At 53.6% G+C, this 19,250-nt stretch carries 19 protein-coding genes; 7 read left to right on the top strand and 12 right to left on the bottom strand.

Going from position 1 to position 19,250, the window contains the following annotated elements:
* Positions 1-78: 78 nt before the first annotated feature.
* A complete protein-coding gene (locus HV346_RS22905) occupies positions 79-291 on the top strand; it encodes a DUF1471 domain-containing protein (protein WP_181621533.1) in 213 nt (70 codons plus the stop codon).
* A gap of 41 nt (positions 292-332) precedes the next feature.
* Here HV346_RS22905 and HV346_RS22900 read toward each other — a convergent pair whose 3' ends face one another.
* Positions 333-1,310 (bottom strand): hypothetical protein, encoded by a 978-nt coding sequence (locus HV346_RS22900; RefSeq protein ID WP_249415116.1) that lies wholly within the window; start codon positions 1,308-1,310, stop codon positions 333-335.
* 200 nt (positions 1,311-1,510) lie between these two features.
* Between HV346_RS22900 and HV346_RS22895 the strand changes: the two genes are divergently transcribed.
* Complete coding sequence (locus HV346_RS22895) at positions 1,511-1,723, top strand: DUF1471 domain-containing protein (protein ID WP_181621532.1); 213 nt, start codon at positions 1,511-1,513, stop codon at positions 1,721-1,723.
* A 281-nt stretch (positions 1,724-2,004) separates the two neighbouring features.
* A complete protein-coding gene (locus HV346_RS22890) occupies positions 2,005-3,036 on the top strand; it encodes a methyltransferase (protein ID WP_181621531.1) in 1,032 nt (343 codons plus the stop codon).
* 3 nt (positions 3,037-3,039) lie between these two features.
* On the opposite strand, the gene HV346_RS22885 is transcribed toward HV346_RS22890, so the two are convergent.
* Entirely contained in the window at positions 3,040-3,363 is a 324-nt protein-coding gene (locus HV346_RS22885; RefSeq protein ID WP_181621530.1) for an AzlD domain-containing protein, read from the bottom strand.
* On the bottom strand, positions 3,363-4,022 hold the full coding sequence (locus HV346_RS22880) for an AzlC family ABC transporter permease (RefSeq protein WP_181621529.1): 660 nt from the start codon (positions 4,020-4,022) through the stop codon (positions 3,363-3,365). The genes HV346_RS22885 and HV346_RS22880 overlap by 1 nt, the downstream gene beginning before the upstream one ends.
* Before the next feature lie 102 nt (positions 4,023-4,124).
* Here HV346_RS22880 and HV346_RS22875 point away from each other — a divergent pair, with 102 nt between their 5' ends.
* The 4 genes from HV346_RS22875 to HV346_RS22860 all read left to right on the top strand — a co-directional run bounded on the left by HV346_RS22875 (position 4,125) and on the right by HV346_RS22860 (position 9,224).
* Positions 4,125-4,673: an XRE family transcriptional regulator gene (locus tag HV346_RS22875; RefSeq protein WP_181621528.1), complete on the top strand. Its 549-nt coding sequence runs from the start codon at positions 4,125-4,127 to the stop codon at positions 4,671-4,673.
* A gap of 17 nt (positions 4,674-4,690) precedes the next feature.
* The gene (locus HV346_RS22870; RefSeq protein ID WP_181621527.1) at positions 4,691-5,686 is read left to right on the top strand and encodes a LacI family DNA-binding transcriptional regulator; all 996 of its coding nucleotides are present in this window, start codon (positions 4,691-4,693) and stop codon (positions 5,684-5,686) included.
* A 104-nt stretch (positions 5,687-5,790) separates the two neighbouring features.
* Positions 5,791-7,914, top strand: coding sequence for an alpha-galactosidase (locus HV346_RS22865; protein WP_181621525.1), 2,124 nt, complete (start codon positions 5,791-5,793; stop codon positions 7,912-7,914).
* Positions 7,915-7,958: 44 nt separating this feature from the next.
* Positions 7,959-9,224, top strand: a complete 1,266-nt coding sequence (locus HV346_RS22860; RefSeq protein ID WP_181621524.1) for an MFS transporter — start codon at positions 7,959-7,961, stop codon at positions 9,222-9,224.
* 38 nt (positions 9,225-9,262) lie between these two features.
* On the opposite strand, the gene rhaM is transcribed toward HV346_RS22860, so the two are convergent.
* The 9 genes from rhaM to rhaB form a co-directional block, all read right to left on the bottom strand.
* The gene (rhaM, locus tag HV346_RS22855; RefSeq protein ID WP_181621522.1) at positions 9,263-9,577 is read right to left on the bottom strand and encodes an L-rhamnose mutarotase; all 315 of its coding nucleotides are present in this window, start codon (positions 9,575-9,577) and stop codon (positions 9,263-9,265) included.
* Entirely contained in the window at positions 9,574-10,740 is a 1,167-nt protein-coding gene (fucO, locus tag HV346_RS22850; RefSeq protein ID WP_181621520.1) for a lactaldehyde reductase, read from the bottom strand. Before fucO ends, rhaM begins: the two co-directional genes overlap by 4 nt.
* A 110-nt stretch (positions 10,741-10,850) precedes the next feature.
* On the bottom strand, positions 10,851-11,855 hold the full coding sequence (locus tag HV346_RS22845) for an ABC transporter permease (RefSeq protein WP_181621518.1): 1,005 nt from the start codon (positions 11,853-11,855) through the stop codon (positions 10,851-10,853).
* Positions 11,852-12,856, bottom strand: coding sequence for an ABC transporter permease (locus HV346_RS22840; RefSeq protein ID WP_181621517.1), 1,005 nt, complete (start codon positions 12,854-12,856; stop codon positions 11,852-11,854). Before HV346_RS22840 ends, HV346_RS22845 begins: the two co-directional genes overlap by 4 nt.
* Positions 12,856-14,358, bottom strand: coding sequence for a sugar ABC transporter ATP-binding protein (locus HV346_RS22835; RefSeq protein ID WP_181621515.1), 1,503 nt, complete (start codon positions 14,356-14,358; stop codon positions 12,856-12,858). Before HV346_RS22835 ends, HV346_RS22840 begins: the two co-directional genes overlap by 1 nt.
* A 50-nt stretch (positions 14,359-14,408) precedes the next feature.
* Positions 14,409-15,395: a rhamnose ABC transporter substrate-binding protein gene (rhaS, locus tag HV346_RS22830; RefSeq protein WP_181621513.1), complete on the bottom strand. Its 987-nt coding sequence runs from the start codon at positions 15,393-15,395 to the stop codon at positions 14,409-14,411.
* Positions 15,396-15,473: 78 nt separating this feature from the next.
* A complete protein-coding gene (gene rhaD / locus HV346_RS22825) occupies positions 15,474-16,304 on the bottom strand; it encodes a rhamnulose-1-phosphate aldolase (RefSeq protein ID WP_181621511.1) in 831 nt (276 codons plus the stop codon).
* Between the two features lie 118 nt (positions 16,305-16,422).
* Positions 16,423-17,682: an L-rhamnose isomerase gene (gene rhaA, locus HV346_RS22820; RefSeq protein WP_181621510.1), complete on the bottom strand. Its 1,260-nt coding sequence runs from the start codon at positions 17,680-17,682 to the stop codon at positions 16,423-16,425.
* Positions 17,679-19,148, bottom strand: coding sequence for a rhamnulokinase (gene rhaB / locus HV346_RS22815; protein ID WP_181621508.1), 1,470 nt, complete (start codon positions 19,146-19,148; stop codon positions 17,679-17,681). The genes rhaA and rhaB overlap by 4 nt, the downstream gene beginning before the upstream one ends.
* Positions 19,149-19,250: the final 102 nt, after the last annotated feature.

Below are 19,250 nucleotides of genomic sequence, written 5' to 3'. Positions count from 1 at the left end.
TGATGGTGATGGGGTCTATTATTTATCACATCAAGGCAATGCGCCTTATCCAAACAACTTATTGAAAGGGTTTATCTCATGAAAAACATCAAAACTTTTGTTGCAGTTATCGCTCTGGCTACTTCTTTCGGTTCTTTCGCTGCGCAAACTGTTACCGCAACCTCTTCTACCATTGATGGCGCGGAAGCCAAAATTGCAGCACAGGCGAAAGACGCGGGTGCATCATCCTACAAAATTACCGAAGCTTTTTCCGGTAACCTGGTCCATATGACGGCTGAACTGAACAAATAATCGAGTCACACCGTCGAAAGAGCGCCCTCGGGGCGCTTTTTTTATTTATCAGTATTATTTTTCAGCTTTTGCATAATGTCTTTTCTGTTCTGAATTTCAACCACCGTATAAAATGGCGCAGTATTTTTGCATGTGAGCCGCCAAATACTATAGTCATGTTTTTTAGGCGTAAACATACGATAATTCCCTTCCGCAACCATCATGAAACGCGCATTTGGGTAGTCATTCAGGATATGGTAGCTATCATTACAGAAAAAAGTGTCTCGGGTGTCATATTCGATCGTAACATTCAGAATATATTCCAGCACACGGTTTGTATTAACGTTATAAACAATGAAAAAAATGTAGCCAGCACAGAATAGTGGGGCACATATTGCCAGCGAGTTGAACTGGAATGATGAATTTTGCAGCGTGGGTAACATCATTGTGAAGAAAAGAAAAACCATCGAAAAAAACAGTGTGCAGAAGATGAGAAAGAATCCTAACGACGTGATTTTATTGAATGTTGCCTCATGTGTAACATCTGTAACGTCCATGAAAACCTTTCTTGCCATGATATAACAGATGAATGAGATAACTAGCCATATCCCTTTGGCGAGAACAAAAGCCTTCCTGGCAATCTTCTTTCTGTCATCATCAATGGCTTCAAGGTAAAGCGTTACGGTGTAATAAATAAAGCCAACGGTTGCAATACTCAGCGTGACAGGGATTTCCAGGCCATAATTCATTAAATATTTGAATGCCACGCACGAAACGAAAAAAAGAAGCGACGACATCTGTGTCGATCCAACTATCTTTTTATATTCACTCCATTCCATTCTTGATTTTTCAAGTGGCGTTAATGGCTTTATATACCATGAAGTAATGATGACTAAAGATACTAGCATTGCTACCCAGATAAATAATGGCATTGCTTTGCTGTTAAAGGGCGTAATGATAAAAATAGCGCCGGCATAGGAAATAAAATGTATGGAAGTGCTATGCCTGAGAAGAAACGATGGGTGTTCTTTAGTTTTCATCCTTGATCCCCCTGTCAATATTTCGATTTAAGGAAATCAGGATAGGGAGAGCAACACAATACATAAATGGTTTTTTATTTCAGTAATTTTGAATAACAATGGCAAATCATTCCGCTTTTAGTTGATGGTGATGAGGTCTATTATTTATCACATCAAGGTATAACGCCTTATACAAACAACTTATTGAAAGGGTTTACATCATGAAAAGCATCAAAACTTTTGTTGCAGTTATCGCTCTGGCTACTTCTTTCGGTTCTTTCGCAGCGCAAACTGTTACCGCAACCTCTTCCACCATTGATGGCGCGGAAGCCAAAATTGCAGCACAGGCAAAAGACGCGGGTGCATCATCCTATAAAATTACCGAAGCCTTTTCTGGTAATCAGGTCCATATGACGGCTGAGCTGAACAAATAAGCGAGTCACACCGTCGAAAGAGCGCCCTCGGGGCGCTTTTTTTGGCCTGTGTCTGTGATCCTAATTCAGTTATCAAGAAATAAATAAAAAATCGCACCGTATCTATATATTGACATAAAAAATTATCATTTGATAAATAAACGAAGTTATCTTTACAGCGCTACAAACAGTTTTTCCAGCGAATAACATTCCCCCGCCTACAATTTATCGCGAGCCCAAACAGGGGTGTGGTAATAATCTCTTGTGATTATTCCGATACTTTTTATTCCGAGGACGGATAAATGCTGCTTAAAAATGGTATGCCTCCAGAGTATGAAAAAATAGCATTCTCAGTCATTGAGAACTCCATGCTTTATCTGTGGAGCGCCGCTCTGCGATCTGCTGCGGTTCTGGGTGTTGCTGATAAACTCGTTGAGGGTGAAAAAACCGCTGACCAGCTTGCAGGCGAACTGAATGTTGATGCAATCTCACTGTGCAGAATGATGCGAATACTGGCCTCGCGCGGTGTATTCGAAGAAAAATCAGAAGGATGTTTTACACTTACATCTGCCGCGGAGTTTCTGCGAACTGATAATCCTTATTCGCTGCGCGATGCCATCCTGATGCTGACGGACACAACATTCTGGCTGCCGGTATTTGAACTCCCCGACAGGGTTCGCGGTAAAAATGTGTTTAAGTCAATTTTTGGTATGGCATTTTATGACTACTGGTCGCAGCAGGATCACGCTTCGGGCGATACTCTTTTTCACTCAGGTATGTCTTCTATGTCAAAAGTGGAGAATGAGGTGCTGGTTCGCAATGTTGAATTTCCAGAACATACTACGGTAGTGGATGTCGCCGGTGGTTATGGAAATATGCTACTGAATATATTACGGAAAAATCCAACGTTGAAGGGGATATTATTTGATCGCCCGGATGTGCTAAGTGGAAATATGCTTCATCAGCTTGATGACAATTCTCGCTGGACATTAACGCCCGGCAGTTTCTTTGAAAAATGTCCTGCCGGGGATATTTATATACTGAAATATATTGTTATGGACTGGTCGGATGCGGAAGCCATAAAAATTTTGCGTTGCTGCCGTAATGCTATGTTACCTAATGGCAAAATAGTGATTATGGAGCCAGTCGTATCTGAGGGCGAAAATTCTCTTGGTGGATGCGAAATCGATCTGCTTTTGCTGGCGAGCTTTGATGGCGGTCGCATCAGGACGGAAACGGAGCTGCGCGATATGCTTGCAAAATCAGGGCTCCGGCTTGAAAGGATCATCAAAACAGAGACCTATTTGTCTATTGTCGAGGCTGTTGCTGCCTGAGTGTTAGCTTAGCCCCATGAGGCGCAGCAGCGCAGTAACGACTGCTGCCGCCACGATCACCACAATTAATGGCATTTTTCGCCAGGCCAGGAATACCGCAAACCCTACGCCAAACACGCGAGCCATCCCGGCGAAATGCTCCCCTTCATAAAACGTTGTCGCCAGCGCCACTGAGAAGAGCAATACCGTCGCGGCATCAGAGAGCAGTGCCTGGGAACGTTCGGAGAGCGCCAGCCGATTGCCGAGCTTTGCCCCACCAAGACGCATCAGATAGGTTCCTGCTGAAAGGATGGCGATACCAAGAATAAAGACCGTCATGTTTTCCATTATTTTTTCCTCGCGGCAAGGCCGAGTAACGAGAGCAGCACCGGTAAGCCGACTGGGGCAAACGGCACAGCCGCGAGCGACAGAACCGCTCCACTACAGGCACGAATAAGTGTCGTACGATTTTTAAAGGCAGGAACGACTAACGCCAGCAGAATCGCCGGGAATACCGCATCCAGTCCGATGGTTTCGGGAGCGGGTAACAGCTTGCCTACCATTGCCCCCAAAAGTGCGCCGAGTGGCCAGATAATGGCAACGCCCAGGCCGCACAGCCAGTAGGCGGCTTTACGTTGCTCAGGGGTTTTTTGTGACAGACCAAATACCACACTCTCGTCGTTCATGATGTGACAGCCCAGCAGGCTCATTCCCCGTTTACCTACCAGTTCGCGCACTGTTACGCCGAACGGTACGTGTCGAGCGTTCACCAGTAAACCGGCTGCAGCAGCGGCCAGGGGATTGCCCCCGCTGGCTACAATGCCGATAAACATAAATTCTGACGCCCCCGCCAGCACAGAAATAGAGAGCACAAAGGGAACCCAGACCGGGAAACCATAGGCCATCGCCAGCGAGCCGTATGACATGCCGACAACGCCAACGGCGAGGCAAACCAGAATGATTGCTTTTATGGTGTCGCCTTTAAGGCAGGAGAGGTGATGCTTCATACAATTTTAGCCATATCGAACGTGTATCCATTATAATGAACGCATCAATGTCGTTTTACAAGATGAACGATTCGTTCGATTTACAGAACAAGAGGGCGTTTTATGCCGCAGCCAATCAGCGTGATTGCCAAAAGTCTGGTGCGAGAACGCCTGCGAACCGGGCTTTCATTAGCGGAAATTGCCCGTCGTGCCGGGATCGCCAAATCCACACTCTCGCAACTGGAGTCAGGAAACGGCAACCCGAGCCTGGAGACGCTCTGGTCGCTTTGCGTGGCGCTGGATATTCCTTTTGCGCGTTTGCTGGAACCGCAGCTGCCGACAACCCAGGTGATCCGCCGTGGAGAAGGGACGAAGGTGATTGCCGGGCAGGCTAACTACGAAGCAATTTTACTGGCCGCGTGTCCCCCTGGAGCTCGTCGCGATATTTACCTGTTGCTGACTCAGCCAGGCGCAGACCGTATCTCTCAGCCACATCTGCCGGGCTCGGTTGAACATATTATCGTGACGCAAGGACGGGCCATGGTCGGTTTACTTGATGCACCTGAAGAGCTGAGCACAGGGGATTACATCTGCTATCCGGCAGACCAGCCGCATATCTTTAAGGCGCTGGAACCGGATACCCATGCGCTTCTGGTCGCCGAACAAAATTAACGAAGAAACGGAAAATCATGTCGCTTAAAGCCATTGCCAAAGAATTGGGGTTGTCCGTGACGACGGTCAGCCGTGCCCTCAACGGGTATGATGATGTTTCCCGCGAGACGCGTGCCCGCGTGGAAGCAGAAGCCCAACGGCGTGGCTATCGGCCAAATACCTTTGCCCGACGTCTTAAAATGGGCAAAATTGATGCCGTGGGGCTGGTGTTTCCGGTCCATCCTGTTCCGCTCAATAACAGCGTATTTATGGACATGGTCGGCGAAATTAGTCACGAACTTGCGCAACATGAGATCGACCTGCTGTTGATTGCTGATGACGATCTGGCCGACAAGCACAGCTATATGCGCATGGTGCAAAGCCGTCGTGTCGATGCGCTGATTGTGGCCCATACGCTCGATCATGATCCGCGTCTTGAACAGCTTCAGGCTGCTGGTTTTCCCTTCCTGGCGCTGGGCCGTAGCCAGTTATCACAGCCCTACGCGTGGTTTGATTTCGACAACTACGCGGGGACCTATCAGGCCACTCGCTGGCTGATTGAGAAAGGCCATCAGCGGATTGCGCTACTGGGTGAAAGTAATAATCAGGCCTTTATCACCCAGCGTCGTCAGGGCTACCTGGATGCATTGCGGGAAGTGGGTTTATCCAGTGAATGGCTACGTGCTATGCCACCTTCACGCCGCGTGGGCTATGCCACAACCCATGAACTGCTCTCCCTTGAGAATCCTCCTACCGCCATTATCACCGACTGCAATACGCACGGAGACGGGGCCGCTATGGCGCTGGCGCAATGCGGGCGTTTAATCGGGGATAATGCGGTTTCTCTGGTGGTGTATGACGGTTTGCCGCAGGACAGCATTGTTGATATCGACGTGGCCGCCGTTGTCCAGTCTACTCGTCAGGGGGTGGGGAAACAGATCGCGGATATGGTGCGTCAGTTAATTAACGGCGATGACGTTTCCGAACTTCAGGTGCTCTGGCAGCCTGCGTTTTCCCCAGGCCAGACGGCCTAATTTCGCCAAATTTCTAAACCCGATCACAGATCCGAAACGTTTTGGTTTGTATCCGAAACGTTTCGGATCAACACTCACGACATCCCGATGACAGGAGATGTCTGATGCACGAATCCATTTTACGACTCGAAAGTAAGACGGTTGATGTGGTGATTAAGACCCACCCATTCGCCGAAATTCTCTACTGGGGGCCTCACCTTCAGCACTTTTCGCCGCAGGATGTAGAAAGTCTTTCTCGTCCCATTGCCAATGGCAGGCTGGATGTTGACTCACCGGTAACGCTGATGGCGGAACTGGGCCACGGTTTGTTTGGCTCCCCGGGCATTGAAGGACATCGGCAGGGGCTGGACGGTTCACCGGTATTCAAAACGACCCATGCACAACCACAGGGGCAAAGCCTGACGATTACCGCGGAAGATACGCACGCGGGATTGCGCCTGACCAGCGAACTGGTGCTTGACGACAGCGGAGTGCTGGTGGTCCGTCATGGTTTGACCAACCTCAGAGCGCAGGCATGGCAGGTGGACCGCTTTGCTGTCACATTGCCGATTGCCGAGCGTGCGCAGGAAGTGATGGCCTTTCATGGACGCTGGATCCGTGAATTTCAGCCGCACCGGGTTCACCTTGATCACGACAGCGTTGTGATTGAAAACCGTCGCGGAAAAACCTCTCATGAACATTTCCCGGCGCTGATTTCCGGTACGCCGTCATTTTGCGAAATGCAGGGTGATGTCTGGGGTGTCCATCTTGGCTGGAGCGGTAATCATCGTTTACGCGCTGAAGCGAAAACCGACGGTCGTCGCTATCTGCAAGCCGAAGCACTCTATCTGCCTGGCGAAATGGCGGTTGAAGAGGGCGAGACTCTCTGGACACCGCGCCTTTTTGCGAGCTACTCCGCGTGCGGTCTGAACGGCATGAGCCAGCAGTTCCACCGCTACCTGCGCGACAACATTATTCGCTTCCCGGAAAACAAACCCCGTCCGGTGCATCTCAATACCTGGGAAGGGATCTACTTTAACCACGATCCGGAATACATCATGCGCATGGCGGATGAGGCGGCGGCACTGGGCGTGGAGCGTTTTATTATCGACGATGGCTGGTTCAAAGGGCGTAACGATGACCACCGTGCGCTGGGCGACTGGTATCTGGATGAGAAAAAATACCCGAACGGTCTGACGCCCGTGATTAACCACGTCAAAAACCTCGGAATGGAGTTTGGTATCTGGGTTGAGCCGGAGATGATCAACCCAGACTCAGATCTGTATCGAGCCCATCCTGACTGGGTGCTGGCTCTGCCGGGATACACGCAGGCAACCGGACGTCATCAACTGGTGCTCAATCTGAATATTCCGGAAGCCTTTGATTATCTGGTTGAACGTATGAGCTGGCTGTTGGGAGAACACGCGGTCGACTATGTGAAGTGGGACATGAACCGCGAACTCGTGCAGCCTGGGCATAATGGTAAAGCGGCTGCCGACGCACAGACTCGTCAGTTTTATCGTCTGCTGGACGTGCTGGGCGAACGCTTCCCGCATATCGAATTTGAGTCTTGCTCCTCAGGGGGCGGGCGAATTGATTATGAAGTGCTGACCCGTAGCCACCGCTTCTGGGCGTCCGATAACAACGATGCACTGGAGCGGAACACCATTCAGCGAGGGATGAGCTACTTCTTCCCGCCGGAGGTCATGGGGGCGCATATCGGTCATCATAAATGCCACGCGACCTTCCGCCAGCACAGCATAGAATTTCGGGGGCTGACGGCGCTGTTCGGCCATATGGGGCTGGAGCTGGATCCCCTTACGGTAGACGCCCAGGAGCGGGAAGGTTACCGACGTTATGCCGCATTGCATAAGCAATGGCGCGAGGTTATCCATCATGGTACGCAGTGGCGTGTGGACATGCCGGATACCACGACGCTGGCGCAGGGGATTGTGAGTGAAGATAAAACGCGGGGGCTGTTTATTGTCAGCCAGCTTCAGATGCCGGATTACACCCTGATGATGTCGCTGCGCATGCCAGGGCTGGAGGCCCGCGCGCAATACCGCATCACACTGCTCGATCACCCGAATATTCGTATAACGGGCGAGGGCGGACACACCATGCGCAAACTCCCGGCATGGATGGAAGCGCCGCAAACGGTAAGCGGTGAGTGGTTGATGCAGGCGGGCATTGCGCTGCCGATTCTGGATCCGGAAACCGCCATTCTGATTGGCGTCGAACGCGTGTAAGGGTGATGGGTCGGGTAACCGGCCCTCCGTTGAGGATAAAAATAATGAACACAACAACCTGTACCCACAAGGACAACCCTAATTTCTGGATCTTCGGGCTGTTCTTCTTTCTCTACTTTTTCATTATGGCTACCTGCTTTCCGTTCCTGCCTATCTGGCTGTCGGATATCATCGGCCTGAATAAAACCCATACCGGTATCGTTTTCTCCTGCATCTCGCTCTCTGCTATCGCGTTCCAGCCGGTTCTGGGCGTGATATCAGATAAGCTGGGGCTGAAAAAGCACCTGCTGTGGATCATCTCTGTCTTGCTGTTCTTGTTTGCGCCTTTCTTCCTCTATGTTTTCGCTCCGCTGCTGAAAACCAGTATCTGGCTGGGGGCACTGAGCGGCGGGCTGTATATCGGCTTTGTCTTCTCGGCGGGATCGGGAGCGATAGAGGCTTACATCGAACGAGTAAGCCGCAACAGCTTTTTTGAATATGGTAAGGCGCGCATGTTCGGCTGTCTGGGCTGGGGGTTGTGTGCGTCGACCGGCGGCATTTTGTTTGGTATCGATCCGTCGTATGTGTTCTGGATGGGGTCGGGCGCGGCACTGCTACTGATGTTGTTACTGGTGGTGGCGAAACCGAAACCCAACCAGACTGCGCAAGTTATGGATGCGTTGGGGGCAAACCAGCCGCAAATCACCGCGAAAACGGTCTTTAACCTGTTCCGTCAGCGCAGAATGTGGATGTTTATTCTCTATGTGATTGGCGTAGCTTGCGTGTATGACGTCTTCGACCAGCAGTTTGCCACCTTCTTTAAATCGTTCTTTGCCACCCCGCAGGAAGGCACTCGTGCCTTTGGTTTTGCGACCACCGCTGGGGAAATTTGCAACGCCATCATCATGTTCTGCTCGCCGTGGATCATTAATCGCATCGGCGCGAAAAATACGTTGCTGATTGCCGGGCTGATTATGGCGACGCGTATTATTGGTTCGTCGTTTGCCACGACCGTTGTGGAAGTCATCGCCCTGAAAATGCTGCATGCCCTGGAAGTCCCGTTCCTGCTGGTGGGTGCATTTAAGTACATCACTGGCGTATTCGACACCCGTCTGTCGGCGACCATTTATCTGATTGGTTTCCAGTTTGCCAAACAGTCTGCGGCGATTTTCCTCTCCGCGTTCGCCGGGAATATGTATGACCGGATCGGTTTCCAGGATACCTACCTGATGCTGGGCTGTTTTGTACTGGCGATTACGGTGGTGTCGGCGTTTACCTTGAGTAGCAGACAAGAGATTGCTGCCAGCCGTAACACGGTGGAGGCCCGTTAAGAAAATGACGCTGCCGCGAGCGCGGCAGCGTTAACGCATTACGCCAGATAAAATACCGGTTTCAGTTCGGCACTTACCGGGCTGTTGTCCGGGTTCGAGGGCATCACTTCACGCATGTGTTTCCACCAGCGCTGACAGACATCGGTGTTGGCCACCGCGTTCCAGCGCTCTTCCGATTCAATCTCAACGGTCGCAAACAACAGGTTGCGTTCTTTATCGAGATAAATGGCGTAATGGTGCGCTCCGTGGTCTTTCAGCACCGCTTCCAGTTCAGGCCAGACAGGGCTGTGGCGACGTTCGTACTCTTCATGCGCGTCCGGGTTCACCTGCATCACAAAGGCTTTGCGGATCATAATGCCTCCAGATACAGCTCACGCACCTCATCACGGCTGGCGGTGCGTGGGTTGCAGGGTGCGCATGGGTCGGCGAGCGCTTTATCCAGCCAGCCTTCGATATCGGCTTTGGTTACACCCAGTTTGCTAAAGCCAGACGGAATACCGACGCGGGCGCTCAGGTCACGAATCGCCTGAATCGCCTGAATCGCCTGAATCGCCGACATGCTGGCTGCTTCATCGCTCATACCACGGGTATCAACGCCCATCGCCTGTGCCACGCGGGCAAAGCGTGACACCGCGTTCGGACGGTTAAAGTTTTCGATGATTGGCAACAGGATAGCGTTACACACGCCGTGTGGCAGGTTGTGCGTCGCGCCTGGCTGGTGTGCCAGAGCATGAACCAGACCGAGACCGGCGCTGTTAAAGGCCATGCCCGCCAGATACTGACCGAAGGCCATTTGCTCACGCGCCTCCAGATTGTGCCCGTCATCCACCGCTTTTGGCAGCCACAGCGTGATCAGGCGAATGGCCTCCAGTGCGTTGGCATCGGTCAGCGGATGTGCACCCACAGAGACATAGGCTTCAATCGCATGGGTCAACGCATCCATGCCCGTTGCCGCGGTGACGGATGCCGGGATATCAAGCATCACGCTGGCGTCATCCACGGCGATATCCGGGATGATGTTCGAATCGATGATCACCTCTTTGACCTGACGCTCACTATCAATAATCACCGCGTTACTGGTCATTTCCGCCGCCGTGCCTGCAGTGGTGTTAATTGCCACCAGTGGCACGCCTGCGTATTTGACTTTGCCGACGCCGGAGTAGGCGGTTGACGGGCCGGGGTTGGCGGTGAGGATTTTAATCGCTTTGGCGGTATCGATTGGGCTCCCGCCGCCAAAGGCGATCACGTAGTCACATTCGGCGTCCTGATAGGCTGTAAATCCTTTCTGCACCAGCGTTTCCGTCGGGTTAGGGAATACCTCGTCAAACAGGTGATATGACATCTGATGCGCATCCAGCGCGGCAAACAGGCTGTCGAGCAGGCCCATTTTTACCAGTTGTCCGTCGGTGACAATCAGCGCTCTGCCCCACTGTTTATTCGCCACCAGGTTAACCATATCGCCAATTGCACCTGCGCCGTGCAGGCTGATTTTTGGCAGTGCCAACATAAAGCTCATGATAATTCTCCTTAATGATGATTTTGGGTAATCCGTTCCCCTCACCCCGACCCGAAAGGCCGCACCAAACAGTCCCCTCTCCCCTGGGGGAGAAGGTGAAGATGAGGGGGTTACATTCGTCTTCGTTGCATAATCCGGCGGGTAATAATCGGCAGTGAAATCACCACGATCAGCATCGTGCCGATGATCACCGACATCACAATACCGGGCACGTTAAGCAGGCTCAGGCCAAAGGTCACCAGCCCCATCAGGAAGGCGGCGATAATCACCCCTACCATACTGCCGGAGCCGCCGAGAATATTGACGCCGCCGAGAACCGCCATCGTCACCACCGCCAGTTCCCATCCCACTGCAATCGTCGGACGCGTACTGCCCAGGCGTGAGGTGAGCAGCACCGACGCCAGACCGGACATTAGCCCCACCAGGGCAAACAGAATCAAATTGTGACGTTTGACGTTGATACCCGAGTACCACGCGCCGGTCGGGTTATTGCCGATGGCATAGGTACGACGGCCAAAGTTAGTGCGGTGCAACATAAAGGCAAATACGGAAGCCAGCACGATGAACAGAGCAAACTCAAAGGACAGCGCGCCCCAGACATAGCCTTGCCCTGGCCAGGCAAAACTCTCCGGGTAGCGGTTCAGCGCCTGATCGCCCAGCAGGATGTAGGTAATGCCGCGATACAGGCTCATGGTCCCGATGGTGATAACGATGGAAGACAAGTTAAAGCGCGTCACCAGAATGCCGTTGAACACCCCGCACAACAGACCGACGCCTAATCCCACACAGATCAGCAGCGGGGTATCCACTCCTGCTGCAGCGCAAAAGCCCATTACCGTGGAGCTCAGCGCGATGGTGGAGGCCACCGACAAATCAATTTCACGGGCGATAATCAGCATGGCCATAGGCAGGACGATGATCGCTTTTTCGGTGAAGTTGAACGTCGCATCGGAGAGATTCCAGATGTTGAGGAAATAGGGCGATGCCATGGCATTAACCGCAAACACCGTCAACGTTACCGCCAGCAGAAAGCCTTCCCAGCACAGCAACCGCTGGAGGAGCCCGGGTGCAGCAGGGACGTTTTTGATCTCTTCAGTGGTCATCATTTTGCTCATGATTTCACCGCCAGTTTCTGACGCGCCAGCGCCGCATCGCGCAGAATCAACCGCCCTTTGCGTTTATTGCCCCGTTCATTGAGCAGGACGGCAATCACGATCACCGTGCCGGAAATCGCCATTTGCCAGAAAGGAGAGATGCCGATCACCGGCAACGCGTTGTTGATTACCCCGAGAAACAGTGCGCCGAAAAGACAGCCGAGCACGCGCCCTGTGCCGCCCATGGTGCTGATCCCGCCAATAACACACGCCGCGACCACCTGCAGTTCAAAGCCGTTAGCAACATCGACATACGCGACGGCAAAACGGGAAATCCACAAATAGCCGCAGGATCCCGCCAGTGCCCCGGACAGGCAGAAGCTGACGAACTGCATTTTTCCTGCGTTGATCCCGGTGTAATACGCCGCTGTGGCATTACCCCCTGCGGTGTAAAGCGCGCGCCCGGTGCGGCTATAGCGCAGGAAATAGCTCACCACCAGCAGAGCGGCGACAGCACACCAGCTCAGCACCGGTAGCCCCAGCACTGCAGTGCGCGGGAGCCCGAGGAAGTCCGCGCCCATTTGATTAGAGTTCACCCAACCACCGCCGGAAAGTAAAAAGATAATCCCGCGATAGATACTCATGGTTCCCAGCGTTACCACAATGGCCGGAATACCGAGTTTCCACACCAGCAACCCGTTGATCATCCCCATCAGCAGGCCGAAGGCGGTGGCAAGAAGCAGCAGCATCCACACCGGGACGCTGGGGTAGTGGAAGTTGATGAGGGCGACAATCATCCCGGTGAGCGCCAGGTTTGCCGCCATGGACAGATCGATGCCTTTGGTCAGCAATACCATCATTTGGCCGAGGGCGAGGATGATCAGAATAGAGGTGTCGTTAAACATCTCCACCAGGTTCCCAGGGGCAATAAACGATGGCACGCGGCTGCCGATGGCGAGCATCATCAGAAAAATGACTGCCCCGAGCAGCGCTTCGCGGTGTTTCAGCAGTTGTCTGAGCATTACGCTGCCTCCTGTTTTGCGCCGCTGGCCGCACTGACGATGGTTTCTGCGGTGGCCTCACCGGCCTGATATTCCGCCACCATTAATCCCTCGTGCATCACGATGATTCGGTCGGCCATCCCCATCACTTCCGGCAGTTCAGATGAGACGATGATCACCGCCAGCCCCTGACCAACCAGTTCAGACATAAATTGATGAACGGCCGCTTTTGAGCCTATATCGATGCCTTTTGTCGGCTCATCAAGGATGATCACGTCAGGATGCGTAGCCAGCCATTTACCGATCACGACCTTTTGCTGGTTGCCGCCAGAGAGGGTTTCGACCGGTTGTTTCCAACTGAAGGCCTTCACCTGCAAACGTCTGGCGTACTCATCTGCCAGTCGCCACTCGCGATTGTCATGCAGCATCCCATTTGGGTTGAGTTTGCTGAGCTGCGGCAGACTGATGTTCTGGGCAATGGACAGCTCGATAATTGCGCCCTGTTTCTGTCGTTCTTCTGGCACGCAGACAATACCGGCCTGGATGGCATCGGCTGGCTGACGAAAATGTTGTGCTTTACCGTTCAGCACGATTTCGCCAGAAGACGGGCGTGTGACGCCGGAGAGCGCCTGCATTAGCTCGGTGCGGCCTGCACCGACCAGCCCGTAGAAGCCAAGAATTTCACCTTTACGCAGGGAGAACGAGATAGCTGCAAACTCCGTCGGATGACAAAGGTTTTTCACCTCCAGCACCGTCTGCCCTTTTTCACACTCCACTTTGGGGAAGGTCTGGGTAATGGCGCGCCCGACCATCATCGACACCATCCGCTCCTCGGTGATCTCGTTCATCGCGCCCGCGCCAACGAATACCCCGTCACGCAAAATGGTGTAGTGATCGGCCAGCTCAAAAATCTCGTCGAATTTGTGGGAGATAAACAGGATCGCTTTGCCTTCCTGTTTTAAGCGCTCAACGATTTGGTAGAACTCCAGAATTTCATGTTGTGACAGCGCGGCTGTGGGTTCGTCGAGGATCACGACCTGCGCCTCAAACGACAGTGCACGGGCGATAGCCACCATATGGCGCTGGGCGATGCTCAGGGTTTTGAGTGTCGCGCGCGGGTCAATGGGGACATCAAGACGGGAAAGAATATCCTGCGCCCGGCGGTGCATTTCCGGCCAGTCGAGCGTGTTGAAAAAGCCTTTACAGAGATACTGGCCGACGAAGATATTTTCGGTGACCGACAGTTCATCAAATAACACCGTTTCCTGATGGATGGCGGTGATCCCGACTTTATGTGCCGATTCCGGCGTCGGGAGGTGAATTGGAATCGCTTTGTAGAGGATCTCGCCCTCTTCAGGTTGATAGATGCCGGTCATCACTTTGACCAGCGTGGATTTGCCCGCGCCGTTTTCGCCAATAAGCGCGGTGACCTTACCGGGCCATAACTCAAGCTGGACATTCTCAAGAGCACGCACGCCGGGGAAAACCTTGGTGATGCCGTTGAGCTGAAGGAGTGGTGTCATGATAGTTCTCCGTAGTATCGCCCTCTCCCTATGAGGAGAGGGCGAAAGGATCAGAAGATTTTCGAGAACTTATCAATATTGCTGGCATCGTAGACGAACGGTTCCGCCATCGCGCCGTTGCCATCAGCATCCAGCTTCACTTTGCCGAGCTTACCCATGCTGGCTTCACCTTTGGTCGCTGTGCCTTTCACCAGGTCATCGGCGAGGTAAGTGGCGGCATAACCGAGTTCAATCGGGTTCCAGATGGCGAAACTTTTGCTCGCCCCGGATTTCACCGCGCCCGCCATCTCAGACGGCAGACCCAACCCTGTTACGTACACTTTGCCGATCTTGCCCTGATCTTTGACGGCCTGTGCGGCAGCCACAATACCGACGGAAGACGGCGAAACGATCACTTTCAGGTCAGGGTAGGTTTTCAGCAGACCAACGGCTTCTCGGTAGCTTTTATCGGACAGATCATCGCCGTATGCCACCGTGACCAGATTGACGGACGGGTATTGCGGCAGCACTTTTTTCATCTCCGCAATCCAGGTGTTCTGGTTGGTGGAGGTTGGTGTGGCGCTGAGTACCGCCACGTCGCCTTTCCCGACATTCAGCGCTTTCAGCGCATCGGCTGCCAGCTTGATGTTGGTTTCGCCAATCAGGGCATTATTGGATGGATTCAGGTGGATTTGACGACCGGCTTTCGCTACGCCGGAATCCCATGACACCACCTTAATGCCGCGCTGCATCGCTTTTTTCAGGACGGGGACTAAGGCATCCGGATCGTTAGCCGAGATAGCGATCGCATCCACGCCCTGGGCGATCAGCCCGTTCAGCACCTCGATCTGCGCCTCTGCGGTTGTGGTGGTCGGCCCGGTGTAAATCACTTTTACATCACCTAACTCTTTGGCTGCCTCCTGTGCGCCAACGTTCGCTGCCTCGAAGAATCCATTTCCTAAGGACTTCGCCACCAGAGCGATTTTGACTTCTGCTAAAGCGGAACCGGACAACGCCAGTGCGGCAACGGTGAGGATCAAGCTTGCTTTTATTTTCATTGCTTATACTCCACGAGTTAGTTTTGTAGGGTTTGCAGGTGTGTTTCGCCCCGTCTCAATGAACGGGGCGCGATGTTTTTAGTTGTACAGATCTAACGCGGACTGCATTGGGGTAACGCCAAAACGTTTACCCAGTGCAATCAGTTCTTCCTTCGTGATGGTCTGTTTCATGCCGCCCATGGAATAGACCTTCACCAGCACTTCTGCTGATTTCTCAGCGGTATCGATCAGACCAAAGGCTTCATCCAGCGTCGGACCGCTGCCGAACACGCCGTGGAATGGCCACAGCACCAGTGAGTGTTGTTGCATCTCAACGGCGGTGGCCTGACCGATTTCGTCCGTACCCGGAACCATCCACGGCAGAATGCCCACGCCGTCCGGGAACACCACTAGGCATTCGGTGCTGCCTTCCCACAGTTTGCGGGTGATGAAATCTGTCGTATTTTCCAGCACATAGGTCAGTGCTATCAGGTTGGTGGCATGACAGTGCATGATCACGCGATCTTTCCCGTTGGTTGCCTTAATACGCTCGCAGTGGGAAAGGAAGTGCGCCGGAAGCTCTGATGTCGGCACAGCATCGTCCGTCAGCCCCCAAAGAATGTGGTAGCCCGCGCCGTCGCTGTCCACTTTTACCACGCCAAGATTGGCCTGCGGGTCGAGCTGGACGTTGCGGAAGAATTTACCGGAGCCGGTGACGATAAACGCGGTGTTCGCGAGCAGCGGCATGGCCTGGCTCAGCGCGATATAGCGCGGCTTCTGATGAAACTCCGCTTCAAACGGTGCGATATCTGCGTCGTCAAGACGTAACGTCAGGTTACCGCCGTTGCGCTCATCCCAGCCTTTTAACCAGGCATCGGTAGTGGCTTTGATCATGCCCTGGACGAACCAGGCGTTAGTGATGGTCTGCATAGTTTTCTTTTCCAGTTATCGCGGTGAGAGTTTCCTCACCCTAACCCTCTCCCTGAAGGGGCGAGGGGATGGTTTGCGCGCCCTCCCCTTTTACGGAGAGGGCGGAGCGAGGGTTGTGTTACCCGCGCTGACTCAACACGTCTTTCTCGTACGCCCGGACGTTATCCAGCCATTGGCTGCCTGCCGGAGCGTCGTTGCGCTGGCAGTACATCTCCCACACTGCCTGCCACGGCAGAGATTTTTGTTCTTCCAGCAGGGCCAGACGTGCGGTGTAGTCGCCGTTTTCTTCCAGTTTTTTCAGGGCTCCGGTCGGCTCCAGCAGAGCGCGCAGCAGGGCTTTTTTCATGTTGCGTGTACCGATCACCCACGCCGCAATGCGGTTGATGGAGGCGTCAAAGAAATCAAGGCCAATGTGTACCCGGTCGAACAGGTCGTGACGGATGATTTCGCTGGCGATGGCCTGGGTTTCGTCATCCAGCAGGACCACATGATCGCTGTCCCAGCGCACCGGGCGGCTTACGTGCAGCAGCAGGCGGGGCACGTACAGCATGGCCGCAGAGATTTTGTCAGAGATCACTTCTGTTGGGTGGAAGTGGCCTGCATCCAGGCACAGTGCGGTCTGGCGGCTGGTGGCGTAACCCATGTAGAACTCGTTAGAGCCGACGGTATAGCTTTCTGCGCCAATGCCGAACAACTTGCTCTCGACGGCATCAATGTGGTGTGCCGGGTTCAGCTTCTCGCTGATGATTTCATCCAGTGCAGCCAGCAGGCGCTGGCGCGGGGCCAGGCGGTCAACGGTGATATCTTTCATGCCGTCCGGGATCCAGATATTCATTACCGACGGTGTGCCGAGTTGTTCGCCGAAGTACGCAGAGACGCGGCGGCTGGCTTTGACGTGGTCTATCCAGAACTGGCGGATTTCATCGTTAGCATGAGCGAGGGTAAACCCGTCGGCGCTCAGTGGGTGCGAGAAGCAGGACGGGTTAAAATCGAGTCCCAGCTTGTTGGCTTTAGCCCATTCCACCCAGTTCTTAAAGTGTTCTGGTTTGATCTCATTTCGTGCGACGGGTTCGTCAGACTCCAGATAGATGGCATGCAGGTTGAGACGTTTTGGACCTGGGATCAGGCTCAATGCCAGCTCCAGATCGGCACGCAGTTCGGCGGCGTTCCGCGCCTTGCCTGGATAGTTACCGGTCGCCTGAATGCCACCCGTTAGCGAACCGCCTGGGTTCTCGAAACCGGCGACGTCATCACCCTGCCAGCAGTGCATGGATACGGGCAGACGGTCGAGCTGGCGCAGCGCCTCGTCGACATCCACGCCGACGGCGGCGAAACGTTGTTTAGCCAGGTCCCAGGCTTGTTCAAGTTGAGTGGTCATGCGCAAAGCTCCTTAGTCAGTCGTTTTTGCTGAAACTGCGCCCGGTAGCGGGCAATTTCATGGCAGGGATTAGGGGTGAAGGTGGTCAGACGGTGATTTGCTGTGACCACCGAGCGGAAATCGTCAACGTTAGAAAGCTCATCCAGCGTCATCAGTTGAATGCCGATATTGCCGAGCGTTGAGGCTTCTACGGGGCCGGCGACGACGGTAATACCGCAGGCATCGGCGCAAAGCTGGTTCAGTAACAGGTTCTGGCCGCCACCACCGACAATGTGTAGCTGGCTGAATGGCTTACCGCGAAGGGCGGCAAGCTCGGCCAGGATGTCGGCATACAGCAGAGCGAGACTGTCGAAAATGCAGCGTGCCAGTTCAGCAGGGCTGGAGGGAACGGGCTGTCCTGCATCGAAGCAGGCGGCCTGGATCTCGGCACTCATGTGCGCCGGATTAATAAAGCGATCGTCGTTCGGGTTAATCAGGAACGTGCACGCCGTCATTTGTTCGGTGTCGGCGATGAGTTGTGGCAGGTCGGTTATGTTTTGCTCTTTAAGCACCCGCTGGAGCAGCCACAAACCCATGATATTTTTCAGTACCCGGTAGCGGCCTTCCGCTCCACCTTCGTTGGTGATATTGGCGGCCATTGCAGCATCGCTGGTGTACGGGGTTTTACTCTCAAAGCCCATCAGTGACCAGGTTCCGGATGAGAGATAGGCGGCATCTTTGTTGGCCAGCGGCGCGGCAATCACCGCGCTGGCGGTGTCGTGGCTGGCGACGGCGACCACAGGAATCGCATTACCCTGCGGGCAAATCCACTGACCGATCACATTACCGGGGTGCGTTGGCGTACCGAACCAGGCTGGCGATGCCCCCGTCCAGTTCAGCAGGCTCTCATCCCAGTTATCCGAGTTAATGTTCACCAGTTGAGTGGTGGTGGCGTTGGTGTATTCCCAGTTCATGTTGCCCGTCAGGCGGTAGCTGAAATAATCCGGGATCAGCAGAGCATGTGTAACCTGAGCCGCCAGCTCTGGCTGCTGTTCGATCAGCGCACGCAGCTGATACAGCGTGTTGAAGGGGAGAAACTGGATGCCGCTTCGACCGTAAATATTCGCCTTACCAAGCTGCGCCATGGCATGTGCCATCAGACCGTCGGTACGGCTGTCACGGTAGGAGACAGGCAGGCCGACACACTCACCGTGATCGTCCAGCAGGACATAATCCACCCCCCAGGTATCAATGCCTATGCTGTCGATTCGGATACCGTCATCGCAGACTTTCTTCAGCCCGGTGCGAATGTCAGCTTCCAGGCCGTCGATGTTCCAGGTGTCGAAACCGTCCTGTTTTTGCAGGCAGTTAACAAAGCGGTGAATTTCGCGAAGCGAAAGCGTGCGCTGGTTGCAGTCCCAGGTGGCCAGCATTACACGGCCGCTGGATGCGCCTAAATCGACAGCCACACAATGGCGAAAAGTCATGGTCGGATCCTTCGTTAAGTCATTGGCGTTGAGTGTAAGAAAGGGAAGAAAAAGCCACCTTCTCGCTACTGACAGCGGAAATCCGTGGCTGGCAAGAAAGCA

The sequence above is a fragment of the Enterobacter sp. RHBSTW-00994 genome (genome assembly GCF_013782625.1).
Taxonomy (GTDB): domain Bacteria; phylum Pseudomonadota; class Gammaproteobacteria; order Enterobacterales; family Enterobacteriaceae; genus Enterobacter.
The sequence above is the reverse complement of the archived record's forward strand: the minus strand, read 5'-3'. Positions and strand labels throughout refer to the sequence as shown.